This window comes from Methylobacterium sp. R2-1 (genome assembly GCF_014191355.1).
Classification (GTDB): Bacteria; Pseudomonadota; Alphaproteobacteria; order Rhizobiales; family Beijerinckiaceae; genus Methylobacterium.
The window spans coordinates 74,853-91,846 of record NZ_JACHWM010000001.1 but is presented as its reverse complement, the minus strand read 5'-3'; the positions used below and the strand labels follow the sequence as shown (position 1 = coordinate 91,846).

Here is a 16,994-nt window from a genome sequence, read left to right as displayed (position 1 = left end):
CCGGATGGAATCTCCCATGAAGTGCGCTGCGGCCCTGGCGATCCTCGCTGCCTCCCTCACCCTGCCGGGGTGCTCGATCCTGCCGGCCGCGGGGCCGACCACCTCGGCGATCGAGAACGGCGCCGACGTCGCCACCGCCGAGGGCCTGTTCGCCCGCTACGAGATCATCGACGTCACCCCCGCCATCGTCGAGGCCCTGCGAACCCGCCCCCTCGACAGCCTCCTCGTCACCTTCGGCGACCATCGCCCCTCGGTCGAGCCCGTGATCGGCATCGGCGACTCGGTGGCGGTCCAGGTTTGGGAAGCCGGCTCCGGCGGCCTGTTCTCCGGTCCGCTGGTCGCCGACCGCTTCTCCGCCGGCTCCAAGTCCGCCACGATCCCCGAGCAGGTGGTCGGCCCCGATGGCGGCATCACCGTCCCTTACGCCGGCCGCATCAAGGTCGTCGGTCGCCGCACCCAGGATGTGCAGGCGCTGATCGAGACCGAACTCGCCGGCAAGGCGATCCAGCCACAGGTGCTCGTCTCCGTCACCAAGCCGGTCTCGCAATCGGTCACCGTCACCGGCGAGGCGGCCACAGGTAAGCGCGTGCCGCTGTCGGGCCGCGGCGACCGCCTGCTCGACGTCATCGCCCAGGCCGGCGGCGTGCGCACGCCGGTGGCCGAGACCTTCGTGCGGCTGTCACGCGGCAACCGCACCGTCACCGTGCCGATGAGCACAGTCGTCGCCAATCCGCGCGAGAACATCTTCGTGCGCCCCGACGACACGCTGACGCTGGTGCGCGACCCGCAGACCTTCCTATCGGTGGGCGCGCTCGGCTCCACGACGGAGGTGCCCTTCTCGGCCGATGGGCTGACACTGTCGCAGGCGCTGGCCCGCGCCGCGGGTCTGCGCGACTTCCAGGCCGATCCGGAAGGCGTGTTCATCTTCCGCTACGAGCCGGCGGCGGTGGTGCGGCGGCTGCGGCCGAACTCGCCGCTCCTGGCATCGCCGCAGGTGCCGGTGGTGTACCGGGTGAACCTGCGCGACGCGCAAGGGCTGTTCCTGACGCAGAGCTTCCGCATGCGCAACCGCGACCTCGTCTACGTGTCGAATTCGCCCTTCGCGGAGCTGGGCAAGGTGCTCGGCGTGTTCTCGACCGTGACGGCGCCGGTCGCGGCAGGTGCCTCGCTCTACACCGTCACACGATAGGATCCTTGTCCGGGAACGCAGGTGCAGGCGCGGTGTGCTCTCCTCTGCGAAAGTCTGACCTGTTTCATCGAGATGCCGACTTGCCAAAGGCCCAGCCCGCGTCATTCCATGCATTGAATGTGATGTCGGATGCGCGGCTGTGCCGGTCCCGAAAAGGGAGCCGACGCAGGACGGTGGTCCTGACAGATGACAACGGTCCGGACCGGCAGACCTTGGCAACGGGGCAGCGGCCTGGGAAAGAGGCGCCATGACGGTCCGACGCCCCCTCGCCCTCGGTGCGGCCTGCCTCGCCCTGCTGACCGGGTTGCTCGTCTCGGCCCTTCCGGCAGCGGCGGAGGTGAAGGTCGGCGTCGCGGTGCCGCGCACTGGCCCGTACGTCGTCGTCGGCGAGCAGGTTCTGCGCGGCGTCGAGGCGGCGGCCAAGGACGCCAACGCCAAGGGCGGGATGAACGGCGAGACCATCGTGCTCGACGTGCAGGACGATTCCTGCGACTCGAATCAGGCAGTGGCGGTCGCCAACCATTACGTGAACTCGGGCGTGCGGCTCGTCGTGGGGCACGTCTGCTCCAATGCGTCGCTCGCAGCGTCGGATGTCTACGCCGCCAACGGAATCGTGATGATCACGGCGGCCTCCGTCGCCGCCAAGCTGACCGACCGCGGCCTGCCCACGATCTTCCGGGTCTGCGGCCGTGACGACGACCAAGCGAAGCTCTCCGCCGCGATCCTCGCCGAGCGGTTCCGCGACCGGAAGATCGCCATCCTCAGCGACCTCTCGCCGGCCTCGCGCACCCTCGCGGCGGCGACCAAGGACAACCTCAACCGCATCGGCGTCAACGAGGCTCTGGCCACGGCCTTCCAGCCGACCGATGCCGACGATGCCGCGCTCGCCGACCGGCTGAAGGGGGCAGGCATCGACGTGGTCTATTACGGCGGCGACGCCCAGGAGATGGGCCGGCTGGTCCGCATCTCGGCCGAGCGGGGTTTTCGTCCGCAATGGTTCGGAACGTCGGCCATTGCCACGCCAGACTTCGCCAAGATCGCCGGACCGGCCAGCAACGGCGTGCTGATGACCTTCTACCTCGACCCGAGTCGAAAGCCCGAGGCACAAGGGGTGGTCGCCGCCTTCAAGGCGCAGGGGATCGAGGCGGACGGCTCGATGATTTACGGCTACGCCGCGCTCCAGGCGCTCGTGGAAGCCGGCAACTTCGCTCACACGACAGAGCCCGCGCCGATCGCCAAAGCCCTGCACAGCGAGCGCTTCGACCTCGTGCTCGGCTCCGTCGGCTTCGATGCCAAGGGCGACATCACCGCCCAGGGCTACGTGCTCTATGTCTGGCGCGACGGCAATTTCACGCCGGCCAAATCGAACTGACGCCGGAGCGAACCGGCACCGTCAGTCGCGTAAGGCCGCGTCCACCTCCGCGCCGCGGCCGAGGTCGCGCATTACCTGATCGAGATGCGGACGCTTGCGCAGTTGCAGCGCGTGCAGACGGCGCACCGCCTCGCTGAGGGTTCCCTGGCGTCCGAGCATCTCGTCGGCAAACGCGACCATGCGCGCGTTCGGCCAAGCCTTCTCTCGCTGGGCGTGGAGGCGGGCGATGAGGTCGTCGGCCGAGGTATCGGGCTCGGCCTCGGCGAACAGGGTCGCCAGCGCCGCGGTCGAGCGCGAGATGCCGACATGACAGTGAACGAGGATGTGGATCTCCCCGCCGTCGGCGATCGCATCGCGGCCGAAGGCCAGGATTCTTTCGATATCCCCACGTTCCGGCAGGACGACGCCCGGCCCGGGCTCGATGGCGTCATGAAAGCGCAGGACCGTGCGCCGATGGGTGCCATAGGAGCCGAACGCCTCCGGATCCGCCCGGTCGGGATCGAGGATCGACAGGACGTGGCTGACGCCGCGGGCCTGATGCTCGACGAGCTCGTCGAGACCGCAGACGGTGTGGAGGCTGAGTTTCTCGGTATTCACGCCGAGCCTGCTATCACGCCGCGACGCCGGAGGCGACGGGGCACGACCCCGTTTCCGGATGGCGCTCTTCACGTGTAAGGCAACGGTCGGCCCGCGGGCGGGCAATCGAGCCTATCGGGACGAGCCGGGAGATTCATGCCAAAACCCCTGCAAAAGCCCCTGCAGCGCCGCGCCTTGCTGACGGCCGGACTCGGCGCCGGACTGAGTGCCGCCGGAACGCTGGCGAGCCCGGCCCTGGCCCAGCAATCCGCGCCCGAACTGCGCTGGCGCCTGAACTCGGCCTATGCGCGCAGTCTCGACATTCTGTTCGGCGCCTCCGAGAGCCTCGCGAAGGCGGTGGCGGAGGCGACCGACGGGCGCTTCCAGATCCAGGTCTCGGCCGCCGGTGAAGCGATCCCCGCCGATGGGCTGCTCGACGCGGTCGGGAGCGGCAAGGCCGAGATGGGGCATGCGCCGGCCAGCTTCGGCATGGCCAAGAACCCCGCCTTCGCGCTGGCCACGGCGATGCCGTTCGGGCTCAACGCGCGCGGCCAGAACGCGTGGTGGCTCCAGGGCGGTGCGGCCGAGCTGTTCGCCGAGATCTTTTCCAAGAACGGATTGGTGGCTTTGCCCGGCGGCAATACCGGAGCGCAGATGGGCGGCTGGTTCCGCAAGGAGATCAAGACGGTCGGCGACCTCCAGGGGCTCAAGCTGCGGGTTGGCGGGCTCGGCGCCACGGTGCTGGCCAAGCTCGGCGCGGCGGTGCAGGCGACGCCGGGACCGGAGATCTACGCCGCGCTGGAGAGCAAGGCACTCGACGCGGCCGAGTGGATCGGCCCGCACGACGACGAGAAGCTCGGCCTCCAGAAGGTCGCGCCGATCTACCATTATCCCGGCTTCTGGGAGGGGGGCGCCCTCCTGCATTTCTGGATCAACGCCGAGGCTTGGAAGGGTCTGCCGAAGACCTACCGCGCGATCCTGCAGGCAGCAGCAGCCCAGGTGAATGCCGACGTCCAGGCCCGCTACGACGCCCGCAATCCGCAGGCCCTGCGCCGGCTCGTCTCGGGCGGGGCGCAGCTCCGTCCCTTTCCGCAGGACGTGATGGAGGCGGCGCTCAAGGCGTCGAACGAGGTCTACGCCGACCTCTCTGCCAAGACCCCGGACTTCAAGCGGATCTACGACGCGATGAAGACCTTCCGGAACGAGGAGTACCTCTGGTTCCAGGTGGCCGAGTACACCTACGACAACTTCATGATCCGCGCCCGCGCGCGCGGATGACCGCACGCAACGTCGGGGCAAAAAAAAGCCGCTCGTGAGAGCGGCCCGAAGTCTAGGGAGGAAACGCCCAAGGAGGGCAGCGGGAGGCGGACGCCGTCCGCGTTCCCGCAATGCACAAAATGATCTTCGCCCGGAATTTTGCAAGTCGCTTGGCCGGCAATGATCGCGTTTGCGGGTGCGGAGGCACACGTTGTACAGAGCCTGTCACTCGAATGCCGCAGGTTCTCTCGTGACCCCAATGCAATCATCGCGGCGACCGTCGCAGTAGACGAACGCGCGCGACCTGCTTTCGTGGTGAGCCAGATCATTGAAGCGGTTCACGATTTCAGAACCGCCAGCCGCACCGCCACGGATTGCCGGACCGCTGCGGCTCGATGACGATGCAACGTTTGCGGCCTTGGCGCATTCCCTGCCGCGACGGGCCGTCCGCCCCGCTGAACCGAAGGGCGAATCCCAAATCCCGCTGCCGAGGTCGAATCGGCCGAGACGGCCGGCAGCCTCGGTGAGGTCAGGCGAGACGAGCCGAGACGGGAGCGATTTCGAGCGATGGCGATCCAACCGGCCCGTATCCGGGTGCTGAACGACGTGCCACCGCGGGATGGCGCCGATTACGTCCTGTACCTGATGCAGCAGGCCATGCGCGTCCCGTTCAATCCGGCGCTGGAAGGGGCGATCGAGGAGGCCAACCGCCTCAAACTCCCGCTTCTCGTCTGCTTCGGCCTGCTCGACGGCGCCAACGGTTTCCCCGAGGCCAACGCCCGGCATTACGCCTTCCTGTTGCAGGGGCTCGCCGATGTGGCCGCCGCCCTAAGCAGGCGCGGCATCGCCTTCCTCGTGCAGCGGGCGACGCCTGCCGAGGTCGCCATCGATCTCTCGGAACGAGCCGCGCTGCTGGTGCTCGACCGCGGCTACCTCGCGATCCAGAAGCGCTGGTACGATGAGATCGGACGGGCGGCGAAGTGCCGGATTGTCCAGGTCGAGGGCGACGTGGTGGTGCCGCTTGAGACCGCCTCGACCAAGCATGAATACGCTGCCCGCACCCTGCGCCCGAAGCTCCAGAAGCTCTGGGACGGTTATCTTGAGCCGCTGGCGCCGCGTACGGTCGAGAATCCCGCCGAGGGACTGACCAAGAGGCTGAAGCTCAACGTCGGCCTCGACGTCTCGGACCCGGACAAGCTGCTCGCGAAGCTGACACTCGACACCACGGTCGGCCCGGTGAAACGCTTCCGCGGCGGCTACACCGAGGCTGCCGGACATCTGGAGCTCTTTCTAGAGAACGCGTTCGCCGGATACGGTGCCGGCCGCAACAAGCCGGAAGCGGGAGCGGCCTCACATATGAGTCCCTACCTGCATTTCGGGCACATCTCGCCGGTCGAGATCGCGCTGGCGATCCGGGTGGCCAAGGACGCCGACCGCGATGACCGCTCGGCCTATCTCGAGGAACTCATCGTCCGGCGCGGGCTGGCGATGAACCATGTGTTCCACAGGCAGGGCTACGACGACTACGCCCGCGCCGTCCCGGAATGGGCGCGCAAGACGCTCGCCGAGCACGCCGACGATCCGCGCCCGAACCTCTACTCCGAGGAGGAGTTGGCCGAGGGGGAGACCCACGACCATTACTGGAACGTCGCCATGCGCGAGATGCGCGAGACCGGCTACATGCATAACCAGCTGCGCATGTACTGGGGCAAGAAGATCCTCGAATGGTCGCCCTCGCCGGAAGAGGCGTTCGCCCGGACGTTGCGGCTCAACAACCGCTACTTCCTCGACGGGCGTGACGCGAACTCCTTCACCAACGTCGCCTGGATCTTCGGGCTGCACGACCGCCCATGGCAGACCCGCCCGATCTTCGGGAGCGTGCGCTATCAGAGCGAGAACTCGCTGAGGAAGTTCGATGCGAAGGGCTACGAGCGGGCGGTGACGCGGCTGTGCGAGGCCGAGAAGGGCTGAACAGATCAGCGCTTCAAACACCCCATCAATCCATCGACCTGACCCATGCGGCTCTGGATGCGCCCGGCGATCGCCCGCACGCCGCGGGTCGGCTTGCCGGCGCTGCGCAGGATCGGGTTCGGCAGGACGGCGGCAAGCAGTGCAGACTCGCCCCGGCTCAGATCGCGCGCGCTCTTGCGGAACCAGTGACGGGCGGCGGCCTCGGCGCCAAAAATCCCCTCCCCCCACTCGGCGACGTTGAGATAGATCTCCATCGTCCGGCGCTTGCCCCAGACCGCGTCGGCCATCACCGCGAGCGGGATCTCCAGGCCCTTGCGGATGTACGAGCGGCCCGGCCAGAGGAAGACGTTCTTGACCGTCTGCATGGTGATGGTCGAGGCACCCCGGCTCGGGCCCTCCTCGTCGTCCACGACGTCGCGCAGCGCCCCCCAGTCGACGCCGTTATGCAGGCAGAAGCGCTGATCCTCCGAGGCGATCACCGCCTGGACCAGGGCCGGGGCGATCGCATCCAGGGGCACGCTGTCCTGCTCTACTCCCTGGAGCGTCACCCATCGGCCAAGCATCAGGGTTGAGGGCGGGGTCGCCACGCTATAGACGAGCGCGAGCGTGAGCGTGAAGGCAAGAATGGCAATGGGAGCGAGGGTGATCAGGGTGGCGGCGCGCCGCAGCCCGGTTCGACGCCTCGGCGCGGGATTCCTCGGAGCGGCAGTCCTCGCGAGAGGCCTCGACGACGGAATCCTTCGCAGGTCGCGCCCGTGCCGTTCCGCCTCGCTCTCCTCCGGCACCGCCACCTTGCGTCCGCCCCTCCCTGATCCAGGCCAGTTCCGATGACCTCAACGCAGGCTTCCCACCCCTCGGTCAAGGCGGACGCCTATACGGGTGACTTTACCCACAGGCTCGCTCAGGTCGCCGACACCGTCGAGACCTTCCTCGTCGATCTGCTCGGTCCGACCCTGCAGACGGGCGAGATCGCTCGGCCGCCCCGGCTGATGGAGGCGATGCGCCACGCGGTACTCGGCGGCGGCAAGCGGCTGCGGCCCTTCCTCGCCATCGAGACCGCGCGGATGCTCGGCGGGGCCGAGGAGGCCGCGCTCGCAGCGGGCGCGGGCGTCGAACTCGTCCACTGCTACAGCCTCGTCCACGACGACCTGCCGGCCATGGACGACGACGACCTGCGTCGCGGCAAGCCGACCGTGCATAAGGCCTACGATGAGGCGACCGCGATCCTCGTTGGCGACGCGCTCCAGACGCTGGCCTTCGAAGTCACCGCCGACCCGCGCTGGCAGCCCGATCCGGCGATCCGCGCCGAACTGGTGCTCGGCCTCGCCCGCGCCTCCGGGCTCGGCGGAATGGTCGGCGGCCAGCTCCTCGATCTCTCGGCCGAGGGGCGCTTCGGCCCGGCCAACATGGACATCGACGACACCCTGCGGATGCAGGCGATGAAGACCGGCGCGATCCTCGCCTTCTCCGTCGAGGCCGGCGCCCTGGTCGGCGGTGCGAACGTGGACGAGCGGGCCGCACTGCTGCGCTACGGCAAGGCGCTGGGCCAAGCCTTCCAGGTCGCCGACGACATCTTGGACCGCGAAGCCTCACCGGAAGCGATGGGCAAGGCCACCGGCAAGGATAAGGACGCCGGCAAGGCGACGCTCGTCGACCGCCTCGGCCTCGACGGCGCGCGTGCCGAGTGCGATCGGCTTGTCGCTCTGTGCGAAGAGGCCGTGGCTCCCTGGGGCGAGCGGGCCCAGGTGCTCAAGGATGCCGCCCGCTTCACGGTGGCGCGCAAGGCGTGATTTTCGGCTAGGGGTGCGGCGGGTCCTCCGGCCGCACACCGTGGAAGCGGTGCCGCTGCCCCGGCGGCACGCGAGCGCAATCCTCGCGGCGGCCGAACCAACGATAGCGATAGCGCGCGACGAGGCCGTAGGCGCGGTCGCGCAGTGGCTTTGGGACGAACTTGAGCACCCGGAGCCAGCGCCAGGGTGCCCGGAGATGCCGTGTGACTCCGAGAGCGGCATCCGAACGCGTCAGCACCCGCCCGTTCTCGACCAGCAGGAAGGTGCCGTTCAGGTCCTCCGCGCTGAAGCCGTGTACAGCGGCGAGATCGATCCCCTCCGACGACCACGCTCCCATGAAGTGCAGGCGATCGTCGCGCTCGTGCGCGAGCACGAAGCGCACCGACCCTGCGCAGAGGACGCAATCCGTATCGAAGACGAGAATCGGCGGCGTCCGTGGCGGGGAGGCCGTCACGAGGCGCTGACGACCACTTCCACGAGGTTCGGCTGACCTGAACGGATGCCTGCTTCGACAGCCCCGGCGATATCTCCGGCCCGCTCGATCCGCCGCGAGGGCACGCCCATTGAGGCCGCGAGCGCCAGGAAGTCGATGCGCGGCTCGGTGAGGTCCATGGCGATGAAGCGGTTCGCCCGCACTGAGGCGTAGTGCGTCTGCGATTTCATGAACTGTTTCAGGATGTTGTACTCGGCGTTGTTGATGACCACGAAGGTCACCGGCAGCCGCTCGTGCGCGGCGGTCCAGAGCGCCTGGGGCGAATACATCGCCGCCCCGTCGCCGACGATGCAGACAACCGGCGCCCGGTCGAGCCCGAGCGAGAAGCCGACCGAGGCCGGCATGCCCCAGCCGAGCACACCGCCGCGGATCGAGGAGTACTGCCGCGTCCAGGTGCTGTGCAGGATCGTGCGCAGATGCCCGAGCGTCGCCGGCGCCTCGTCGATGATGGCGATATCGGAGCCGACGGCGCGGGCGATCTCGCGGGCGGCGACGAGGGGGTGGATGACAGGATCGGCGAAGGCGGCATCCGCCTTGGCCTCAAGCGCGGCCCGGCGCGCGTCGTTGGCCGCGACAGCTTCGCTCCGCAAGTGGGCATAGATGTCGGCGCGGGGCGCGAGGCGCGCCTCGAGCAGCGGTAGCAGCACGTCGAGGGAGGCGCGCACATTGCCCACCGTTGAGAGCTGCGTCGCGTAGGTGCGGCCGAGGTCGCGCGCATCCGCCGAGAGCTGGAACACCTGCGTACCCGGCGGCACCGCCGAGCCCTCGGTGTAGAGCACGGTGATGAGCGACTTGCCGCCGAGCGCGAAGACCGCATCGTAGCGGCCCAGAATCTCAGCGATGCCGCTCGCCTTGGTCGGCAGATTGCCCATCCAGAGCGGGTGGGCGGTCGGGAACGGGATATGTGCCGGCCAGGACGAGCCGTAGACCGGCGCCGCGAGAAGATCGGCGAGCCGCACAGCCTGAGCCGAAGCGTCGCTGGCATCGACCTCGTCGCCGGCGATCACGGCGAGCCGCCCTGGCACGATGCCGGCGAGGTGGTCCGCCAGCCGGTCGAGGGAGCCGGCGACCGCGTGGTGGTCGATGGTGGAGATCTCGCCGAGCGGCGCGGCGGTCTTCGCTTCCATCACGTCCATCGGCAGCGACAGGAAGACCGGCCCCGAAGGCGCCGCCGTACAATCGTGAAAGGCGCGGCGCAGCAGCACCGGAAGCTGGTCGGCGTTCGTCACCTCGCGCGCCCACTTCACGGTGGGCGCGGCGATGGTGGTCAGGTCCCCGAACAGGAGCGGGTCGGTAATGACGTGCCGCGAATCCTGCTGTCCCGCCGTGACCACCAGCGGCGTGCCCGAGATCTGGGCGTTGAGCAGGTTGCCCATGCCGTGGCCGAGACCGCCCGCCGTGTGCAGGTTGAGGAAGCCCGACCGGCGCGCACCCTGCGCGTAGCCGTCGGCCATGGCGACGGCGCTCGCCTCCTGTAGTGCGAGCACGTAGGCGATGTCGGGCGCATCCGTCAGCGCGTCGATCAGCGGCAGCTCGGTCGTGCCGGGATTGCCGAAGATGTAGCGGACACCCTCCGAGCGCAGCACCTCCAGCAGCACATCGGCACCGCGCCGCTCAGACAGGGAGTCGAGTGTCGTGACCGTCATGGCCTGCTCCTTTCGCGCCCTCGAGAGCCCCTCTCACCGCGCGTCTCACGCACCGGGACAATGTCCGGCAGCGAAGAGCGTCCAAGGTCTCCCATCATCGACGCCGGCGCGAGGGCCGCTCATCCTTCTGTCGAACGTCGGGCCGAAATCGTCACCGGCTCAGGGTTGGGTGGGGCGGGGCCGCACGGTCCAGGTCGCCCAGTAGACCGGCCGCCCGTAGAGCGAGGAGGCGTCGCTGCCGTCGATCCGGGGCGCCCGGCGATCGAGCCAAGTCAGGAAGCCACCCTTGTCGGGGTAGATCGCGGGTGCGTCGAGGTTGCCGTAGCGGTCGGTCATCCAGCCGAAGCCGTCACGGGTGAAGCGCCCCAGCGCGTCGCCCCCGGAGCGCAGGCCGAGATAGGCGGTGGAATGGCCGGCGGCGACGGGTTCCGAATAGAGCGTCAGCGCGGTGATGCTGCCGGGCGAGAGGTCGGCGGTGTAGTGCAGGCAGATGTCGGCGACGGGTCCGCCGGAGACGGTGACCGGCCGTGAGCAGGAATAGGCCACGGCCCAACGGTCCATGCCCCGCGCCTTGGCCACACGGATCTCGGTCTCGGCGGGCAGATTCTCCATCAGCGTGACGGGCGCCGACCACGTGCGCTCCGCGAGCGGGTCGCGGCTCGTGCGCAGATACAGCGCCATCCGCCGTTTGTTCCGCGGCGCCTCGCAATCGGCGGGCAGCACGTCGGTGTAGAAGTAGTGGTAGACGCGATCGATGACGCTGATCGAACCGGTCAGGCCGCGTGCCTCGAAATCCGGCGCGGCGCAGTTCCCGACGATCGGTTTGCCGGCGTCGTCGAGCACGGGGGCGGGCTTTCCCGCCGCCGGCCGTGCGCGCCCGCGCCGACGCCCCCTCTCCTCCGAGGGAGGCGCCCCGAACGGCCTCCACTCGGTGCCGGGATCGGCCTCGACGCGCAGGTCGAGGCTCTGGAAGTCGTAGGTCCGGGCCTGCACCAGGACCCGGCGGCGCCCCTCTCCCGACGGCTCCGTCGCGGTGGCGAGGATGGCGTAGTACGGATCGCCCGCCCAATCGCGCCCGGCGACGATCATCGCGTTGCCGGACGGATCGTCCTCCGGCGCGGGCGCCTGGGCACGGAAGGTCATCTTGTCCGCCGGCTTGTCCCCTTGCCCCGCCTCGCGCGCCGCCCGGCGGGCCTCGCGTCGCGCCTGCCGGCTCGCCCGGCTGCGGCGGCGCGGCTGTTCGGCCCGCGCCGCGCCGGCCCCCTTGAGCCCCTCGCTCCAGAAGCGCGGATCGGTCGGCGGCAGGATCGTCGCCAGCGTCTCGATCTGCCGGCCGATGCGCACGGCGCCTCCCGCCGTCGGATCCGTGGCGCGCAGATCGGACTGGCAGGCGTCCTCGCCGCGGCGACCGCCCGAGCGAGGGGGCTCGGACCGGTAGATCACCTGGAGCGGGCCCGGCGGCCCGGCCTCCTTGAGGCGAAGGATCTGCACGTCATGGACGAAGCGGCAGGGCGGCGGCAGGGCGTAGACGCCCTCGGCCTCGTCCGCCGACCGGCAGATCTCCAGGGCACCGCCGCCGGTGACGAAGCAAGCGCTGTTACCGCCGCGGGACGACCCGGCCTGGGACGGGATGACCGGCATCGCGAGCATGGCCAGTGCGAGAGCGGAGACCCCCGCCCCGCGTGGAACAGGTCCGGCTTCGGACTCGAGGGAACCGCATCCTGCGGCGAAGGAGGGAAAAAGGCGCGGCTTGTGCACGGCGAAACCTTAGCCCTACCAGCCCACTTTCGGGAAGCAACCTCCGCAGCCCTTCCCCATCACGATCAGGTCGTTTTCGACACGCGAGAACCGAACATGGTGAAAGGATTGGCTCACCAACACGGATTATCGTGTGTGTCCGTTCGATCAAGAGGGCATCCCATCGATGAGCAGCGGTCTCTCGGCACCGGCCGGTCTGTCGGAGGTCTCCCGCCTCGCGACATTGCTGGCCGATCAGGCGCTCGACGCGCAGATCATGAGCCGTCCGATTCCTGACGATCAGGTCCAGGCCCTGCTGGACGCCGCCGTGCTCCTCGACGAGTACGGCCAGGAGATCCCGCCCCTGCTCGGGCAGATCGTCCACGAAATCGGCTCCTCCGCGCCCGAGCGGGCCGTCCGCTCCGGCAAGCGCCCGGACGAGGACGAGGTCGGGCGCATGGCCTGGATGCTGCGCCCGTTCCGCTCGGCCAAACGCCCAGGATAAGAGACGGACTTGCGGGGGCCGGGCCGCGCCGATAGAGCGCGGGCGACGTGGCGCGTGCCATCAGCCCGGATTACAGCCCCATGACCACCTACAAGCTTCTGCTCCTGCCCGGCGACGGCATCGGCCCCGAGGTGATGGCCGAGGTCGAGAAGCTGGTCGGCTGCCTCAAGCGCGCGGGTCTCGCCGATTTCGAGACCGAGCGCGATCTCGTCGGCGGCGCGGCCATCGACGTCCACGGCAAGCCACTCGCCGACGAGACGCTCGCCCGCGCCGACGCGGCCGACGCGATCCTGCTCGGTGCGGTCGGCGGACCGAAATGGAACGGTGTCGCCTACGACATCCGCCCGGAGGCCGGCCTGCTGCGCCTGCGCAAGGATCTCGGCTTGTTCGCCAACCTACGCCCGGCGATCTGCTACCCGGCGCTGGCGGACGCCTCGGCGCTGAAGCGCGAGCTGGTCGAGGGCCTCGACATCATGATCGTGCGCGAGCTCACCGGCGGCGTCTATTTCGGCGAGCCGAAGGAGATCACCACGCTTGCAGACGGCTCGAAGCGGGCGGTCGATACGCAGGTCTATACCACGGCCGAGATCGAACGGATCGCCCATGTCGCCTTCGATCTCGCGCGCAAGCGCTCCGGCCGGGTCGCCTCGGCCGAGAAGAACAACGTGATGAAGACCGGCGTCCTGTGGAAGGAGGTTGTCACCCGCGTTCATGCCGAGCACTATAGCGAGGTCGAGCTGGAGCACGTGCTGGCCGACAACTGCGCCATGCAGCTCGTGCGGCGCCCGAAGCAGTTCGACGTGCTGGTGACCGACAATCTGTTCGGCGACGTGCTCTCCGACGTCGCGGCGATGCTCACCGGCTCGCTCGGCATGCTGCCCTCCGCCTCACTCGGCGCGACCGACGCGCGCGGCACCCGCAAGGCGCTCTACGAGCCGGTCCACGGCTCGGCCCCCGACATCGCCGGCAAGGGCTACGCCAACCCGATCGCGATGATCGGCTCGCTCGCCATGTGCCTGCGCTACTCCTTCGGCCTCGGCGAGGCAGCCGACCTCGTGGAGGGCGCGATCACCCGGGCGCTCGCCGCGGGCGCCCGCACCCGCGACATCGTCGGCGAGAGCCAGACCCCGATCAGCACCGCTGAAATGGGCGACGCGATCCTGCGCGAGCTGGAGATACAGGCGGGCTGAGGACTCGTCGCGTCATCGCGAGGCAAAGCCGAAGCAATCCATAGCGCCGCGCTGCTGGATTGCTTGGCTTACGCGCGCAATGACGGCGGAGATGTTTCCCTACTTCTCACCCAGCGGCAGCCAGACGTGCCCGTCCCGGCCCAAAAGTTCGTCCGCCTCCTTCGGCCCGGGGCTGCCCGCGGGATAGAAGCACACCGGCGCATCCTTCCAGGCCTGGATCAGCGGATCGACGGCGGCCCAGCTCGCCTCGATGGTGTCGGCGCGCTGGAACAGGGTCGGGTCGCCCATCATGCAGTCGTAGAGGAGCGTCTCGTAGCCGACGGTGGGCGCCGGGTCGAAGAAGTCGGCGTAGCAGAAGCCGGTCTCGATGGCGGCGAGATGCATCTGCGGTCCCGGCCGCTTCACGTTCAGGCGCGTGGCCGAGCCGGGCTCCGGGTCGATCCGCAGGCGCATGACGTTCTGGACGAGCCCGCGGCCCTCCGCCCCGCGAAACAGGGTGAAAGGCGGCGCCTTGAAGTGAATCGCGATTTCCGTGCGCCGTCCCGCCAGCCGCTTGCCGGTGCGCAGGTAGAACGGCACGCCGGACCAGCGCGGGTTCTCGATCTCGAGCTTGAGGGCGACGTAGGTCTCGGTCCGTGAATCCTCGACCACGTCCGGCTCGTCGCCGTAGGCCGCCGCGTCCTGTCCGTCCTCGCGGCCGGCGGCGTACTGGCCGCGCACCGCGTTCTCCGGCGTGACCGGGCGGATCGCCGTCACCAGCTTGGTCTTCTCGTCGCGTACGGCCTCGGCGTCGAAGGCACCCGGCGGCTCCATCGCCACCATCGTGAGAAGCTGGAACAGGTGGTTGGGCACCATGTCACGCAGCGCGCCCGTCGGCTCGTAGAAGCGGCCGCGCTCCTCGACGCCGATCGTCTCAGCGGCGGTGATCTCGATGTAGTCGACGTATTCGCGCCGCCAGATCGGCTCCAGCATCGCGTTGGCGAAGCGGATCGCCAGGATGCTCTGGACCGTCTCCTTCCCGAGGAAATGGTCGATCCGGTAGAACTGGCTCTCGTCGCCCTGCGCCAGGATGGTCTCGTTCAGCGCCTTGGCGGAAGCGAGATCGGCGCCGAACGGCTTCTCGATGACGATGCGGCGGAAGGCCCCGTCGGTCTGCTTGAGCAGGCCGGCCTTGCCCAGCCCTTCTACCACGGGCCCGAAGAAGCGGGCGGCGACCGCAAGGTAGAACACGACATTGCCGGTGAGGCGCCCGGCGAGATCCTTGAACGTGGCTTCCTCGGCAAAGTCGCCCTGAATCACGTGCAGGCGCTCGCGAATAAAGCCCCAGGGCTGCGGATCAATCCGCTCGGCATGGAACTCGGCGGACGGGTCCTTGGTGAAGGATTCCATCGTCGCGGTCAGGTCGTCGCGCCAGCCTTCGTCGGTGAGCGAGTTATGATCGACGCCGAGGATGGAGAACTTTTGGTCGAGCAGCCCACCGCTCGCGAGATTGTAGAGGGCGGGCATCAGGAGGCGCTTCGTGAGATCGCCGCCGGCACCGAAGATCACGAGGGTGCAAGGCGGGGCCTGCGGCGGATCGGGGCTGTCGTGAACGCAGGCATCAGACATGGAACGTCCGGGGCTGTCGGCCAGCGACGGGCCGACCGATGGAATTCCAATTTCAACAGAGGCAGGCGGTCCATGTTCCGGCCGAGCTGCCTTGCTTGCGCCGCCGACCCTACTCGTCCGTGCGAACCGCCGAGCCTCCGTCGATCGGCAGGCGCACGCCCTTCAGCTCTTCGCCGGTCGGCAGCGAGCGGGCATCCCAGCCGCCGCCCAGCGCCCGGATCAGCGAGACGGCGGTGGTGAAGCGGTTGAGACGGATCTGCAGCGCTGTGATCTCATTGTTGATCTGCAGCGCCTGGGCCGTCACTACGGTGGTGTAGTTCTGCGTACCGGCCCGGTACTCGTTGAGTGCGATCTCGACCGCCCGCCGCGCCGAGGCCACAGCCTCATCCTGCTTCGCCTGCTGCCGCGCGAGGATGCGCACACCGGCCAACCCGTTCTCGACCTCGCCGAAGGCGGTCAACACCGTCTGGCGGTAATTGGCCACCGCCGCCTCGTAGGCAGCGCGCGCCGATTGCAGCACGGCGGCGCGGGCGCCGCCATCGAAGAACACTTGGCTGCCGTTGGCGGCGATCGACCAGACGCGGTTGGCCGCCGAGAACACGCCGTTGCTGGTCGCGCCCGAAAAGCCGCCTGAGGCCGAGAGCGTCACCGTGGGAAAGAAGGCGGAGACCGCCACACCGATCTGCTCGCTCTGCGCCTGCACCAGCCGCTCGGACTGAGCAATGTCGGGCCGGCGCTCCAAAAGGTCGGAGGGGATGCCGACCGGCACCGACGGGGGACGCACCGGCAGGGGCGAGAACGGGAGCTTGAACTCGGAGGGCGGCCGACCGGTCAGGATCGCCACGGCGTGCTCGAAGGTGGCCCGCTGCAGATCGACGGCGATCAGCGAGGCCTCGGTGGTCTGGAGCTGCGTCTGTGCGGTGATGACGTCGGAGCGGGCCGCCACGCCCGCATTGTACTGGTTCTCAGCGATCGCGAGGCTGCGCTTGAAGCCTTCGACGTTTTCCTGGAGCACCCGCTTCAGGGCATCCTGGTAGCGGAGTTGAAGATAGGCCGTCGCCAGTTCCGCCTGGAGGCTGAGGCGCACCAGGGCGAGGTCGGCAGCCGAGGCTTGGGCGGAGGCCACATCGCTCTCGATCTGGCGGCGGATGCCGCCGAACAGGTCGAGTTCCCAACTCGCCTGCCCCTGGAGCGACACCGTCGTGCGCTCGGTTCCCAGCGCCCGCGAGCGGGTGATGCTGGGGGCGCCGATCACCGTGGGAAACAGCGCGGCCCGGGCCTGCGCCACGAGGGCGCGGGCCTGATCGTAGACCGCGATCTGGGCGCGGAGGTTCTGGTTGTCGACGTCGATCGAGCGGATCAGCCGGTCGAGGGTCGGATCGTTGAAGGCCCGCCACCAGTCGCCGCGCTCGGCCGCATCGTTCGGCACCGCCGGGCGCCAGCCCTTCTGCGCCTGGACGTAAGCGAGGCTGTCCTCCCGCATACCGCCCTGCTTGAACGCGAGGGGCGTCTCGACGGAAGGACGCGAATAGTCGGGGCCGACCAGGCAGCCGGAGGTCGTCGCGGCGAGCGCGGCGACGCCTGAAAGGCGCAGCAGGACCGCAGCCCCTTCCCTCCGCGCTCGACGCGGGCGGCTTTCGCGCAAGTCACTGATCACGAA

14 protein-coding genes are annotated in these 16,994 nt (G+C 69.0%); 7 read left to right on the top strand and 7 right to left on the bottom strand.

Features of this window, described 5'->3' with window-relative positions; all coding sequences use genetic code 11:
• Positions 1-16 precede the first annotated feature (16 nt).
• Positions 17-1,189, top strand: coding sequence for a polysaccharide biosynthesis/export family protein (locus tag FHU13_RS00420; protein ID WP_183433894.1), 1,173 nt, complete (start codon positions 17-19; stop codon positions 1,187-1,189).
• A 247-nt stretch (positions 1,190-1,436) separates the two neighbouring features.
• Entirely contained in the window at positions 1,437-2,561 is a 1,125-nt protein-coding gene (locus tag FHU13_RS00415) for a branched-chain amino acid ABC transporter substrate-binding protein (RefSeq protein WP_183433893.1), read from the top strand.
• A 21-nt stretch (positions 2,562-2,582) separates the two neighbouring features.
• Here the strand turns inward: FHU13_RS00415 and FHU13_RS00410 are convergent, their stop codons facing one another.
• The gene (locus FHU13_RS00410; RefSeq protein WP_183433892.1) at positions 2,583-3,158 is read right to left on the bottom strand and encodes a tyrosine phosphatase family protein; all 576 of its coding nucleotides are present in this window, start codon (positions 3,156-3,158) and stop codon (positions 2,583-2,585) included.
• Positions 3,159-3,293: 135 nt separating this feature from the next.
• Between FHU13_RS00410 and FHU13_RS00405 the strand changes: the two genes are divergently transcribed.
• Both FHU13_RS00405 and FHU13_RS00400 read left to right on the top strand, forming a co-directional pair.
• Positions 3,294-4,415 (top strand): TRAP transporter substrate-binding protein, encoded by a 1,122-nt coding sequence (locus FHU13_RS00405; protein WP_183433891.1) that lies wholly within the window; start codon positions 3,294-3,296, stop codon positions 4,413-4,415.
• A gap of 546 nt (positions 4,416-4,961) precedes the next feature.
• Complete coding sequence (locus FHU13_RS00400; RefSeq protein ID WP_183433890.1) at positions 4,962-6,365, top strand: deoxyribodipyrimidine photo-lyase; 1,404 nt, start codon at positions 4,962-4,964, stop codon at positions 6,363-6,365.
• A gap of 5 nt (positions 6,366-6,370) precedes the next feature.
• Here FHU13_RS00400 and mtgA read toward each other — a convergent pair whose 3' ends face one another.
• Entirely contained in the window at positions 6,371-7,156 is a 786-nt protein-coding gene (gene mtgA, locus FHU13_RS00395) for a monofunctional biosynthetic peptidoglycan transglycosylase (RefSeq protein ID WP_183433889.1), read from the bottom strand.
• Positions 7,157-7,192: 36 nt separating this feature from the next.
• Here mtgA and FHU13_RS00390 point away from each other — a divergent pair, with 36 nt between their 5' ends.
• The gene (locus FHU13_RS00390; protein ID WP_183433888.1) at positions 7,193-8,155 is read left to right on the top strand and encodes a polyprenyl synthetase family protein; all 963 of its coding nucleotides are present in this window, start codon (positions 7,193-7,195) and stop codon (positions 8,153-8,155) included.
• A 7-nt stretch (positions 8,156-8,162) separates the two neighbouring features.
• Here FHU13_RS00390 and FHU13_RS00385 read toward each other — a convergent pair whose 3' ends face one another.
• The 3 genes from FHU13_RS00385 to FHU13_RS00375 all read right to left on the bottom strand — a co-directional run bounded on the left by FHU13_RS00385 (position 8,163) and on the right by FHU13_RS00375 (position 11,944).
• On the bottom strand, positions 8,163-8,609 hold the full coding sequence (locus FHU13_RS00385) for a thiol-disulfide oxidoreductase DCC family protein (RefSeq protein WP_183433887.1): 447 nt from the start codon (positions 8,607-8,609) through the stop codon (positions 8,163-8,165).
• Positions 8,606-10,294 carry a thiamine pyrophosphate-binding protein gene (locus FHU13_RS00380; RefSeq protein WP_183433886.1) on the bottom strand — a complete coding sequence of 563 codons (1,689 nt, stop codon included), beginning with the start codon at positions 10,292-10,294 and terminating at the stop codon, positions 8,606-8,608. The genes FHU13_RS00385 and FHU13_RS00380 overlap by 4 nt, the downstream gene beginning before the upstream one ends.
• Positions 10,295-10,453: 159 nt before the next feature.
• The gene (locus tag FHU13_RS00375) at positions 10,454-11,944 is read right to left on the bottom strand and encodes a hypothetical protein (RefSeq protein WP_183433885.1); all 1,491 of its coding nucleotides are present in this window, start codon (positions 11,942-11,944) and stop codon (positions 10,454-10,456) included.
• A gap of 274 nt (positions 11,945-12,218) precedes the next feature.
• Between FHU13_RS00375 and FHU13_RS00370 the strand changes: the two genes are divergently transcribed.
• Entirely contained in the window at positions 12,219-12,536 is a 318-nt protein-coding gene (locus FHU13_RS00370) for a hypothetical protein (RefSeq protein ID WP_183433884.1), read from the top strand.
• 80 nt (positions 12,537-12,616) lie between these two features.
• Positions 12,617-13,726, top strand: a complete 1,110-nt coding sequence (gene leuB / locus FHU13_RS00365) for a 3-isopropylmalate dehydrogenase (protein ID WP_183433883.1) — start codon at positions 12,617-12,619, stop codon at positions 13,724-13,726.
• 99 nt (positions 13,727-13,825) lie between these two features.
• Here leuB and zwf read toward each other — a convergent pair whose 3' ends face one another.
• Positions 13,826-15,334, bottom strand: coding sequence for a glucose-6-phosphate dehydrogenase (gene zwf / locus FHU13_RS00360; protein ID WP_183433882.1), 1,509 nt, complete (start codon positions 15,332-15,334; stop codon positions 13,826-13,828).
• Positions 15,335-15,443: 109 nt separating this feature from the next.
• A complete protein-coding gene (locus FHU13_RS00355) occupies positions 15,444-16,931 on the bottom strand; it encodes an efflux transporter outer membrane subunit (protein ID WP_183434285.1) in 1,488 nt (495 codons plus the stop codon).
• Positions 16,932-16,994: the final 63 nt, after the last annotated feature.

What these genes read in the sequence shown, in the direction of transcription:
- FHU13_RS00390 (WP_183433888.1), top strand. Translation starts at nt 7,193, where the DNA reads ATGACCTCAACGCAGGCTTCCCACCCCTCGGTCAAGGCGGACGCCTAT.
- FHU13_RS00420 (WP_183433894.1), top strand. Translation starts at nt 17, where the DNA reads ATGAAGTGCGCTGCGGCCCTGGCGATCCTCGCTGCCTCCCTCACCCTG.
- FHU13_RS00375 (WP_183433885.1), bottom strand. Translation starts at nt 11,944, where the DNA reads ATGCTCGCGATGCCGGTCATCCCGTCCCAGGCCGGGTCGTCCCGCGGC.
- FHU13_RS00400 (WP_183433890.1), top strand. Translation starts at nt 4,962, where the DNA reads ATGGCGATCCAACCGGCCCGTATCCGGGTGCTGAACGACGTGCCACCG.
- leuB (WP_183433883.1), top strand. Translation starts at nt 12,617, where the DNA reads ATGACCACCTACAAGCTTCTGCTCCTGCCCGGCGACGGCATCGGCCCC.
- FHU13_RS00370 (WP_183433884.1), top strand. Translation starts at nt 12,219, where the DNA reads ATGAGCAGCGGTCTCTCGGCACCGGCCGGTCTGTCGGAGGTCTCCCGC.
- FHU13_RS00415 (WP_183433893.1), top strand. Translation starts at nt 1,437, where the DNA reads ATGACGGTCCGACGCCCCCTCGCCCTCGGTGCGGCCTGCCTCGCCCTG.
- FHU13_RS00405 (WP_183433891.1), top strand. Translation starts at nt 3,294, where the DNA reads ATGCCAAAACCCCTGCAAAAGCCCCTGCAGCGCCGCGCCTTGCTGACG.
- zwf (WP_183433882.1), bottom strand. Translation starts at nt 15,334, where the DNA reads ATGTCTGATGCCTGCGTTCACGACAGCCCCGATCCGCCGCAGGCCCCG.
- FHU13_RS00380 (WP_183433886.1), bottom strand. Translation starts at nt 10,294, where the DNA reads ATGACGGTCACGACACTCGACTCCCTGTCTGAGCGGCGCGGTGCCGAT.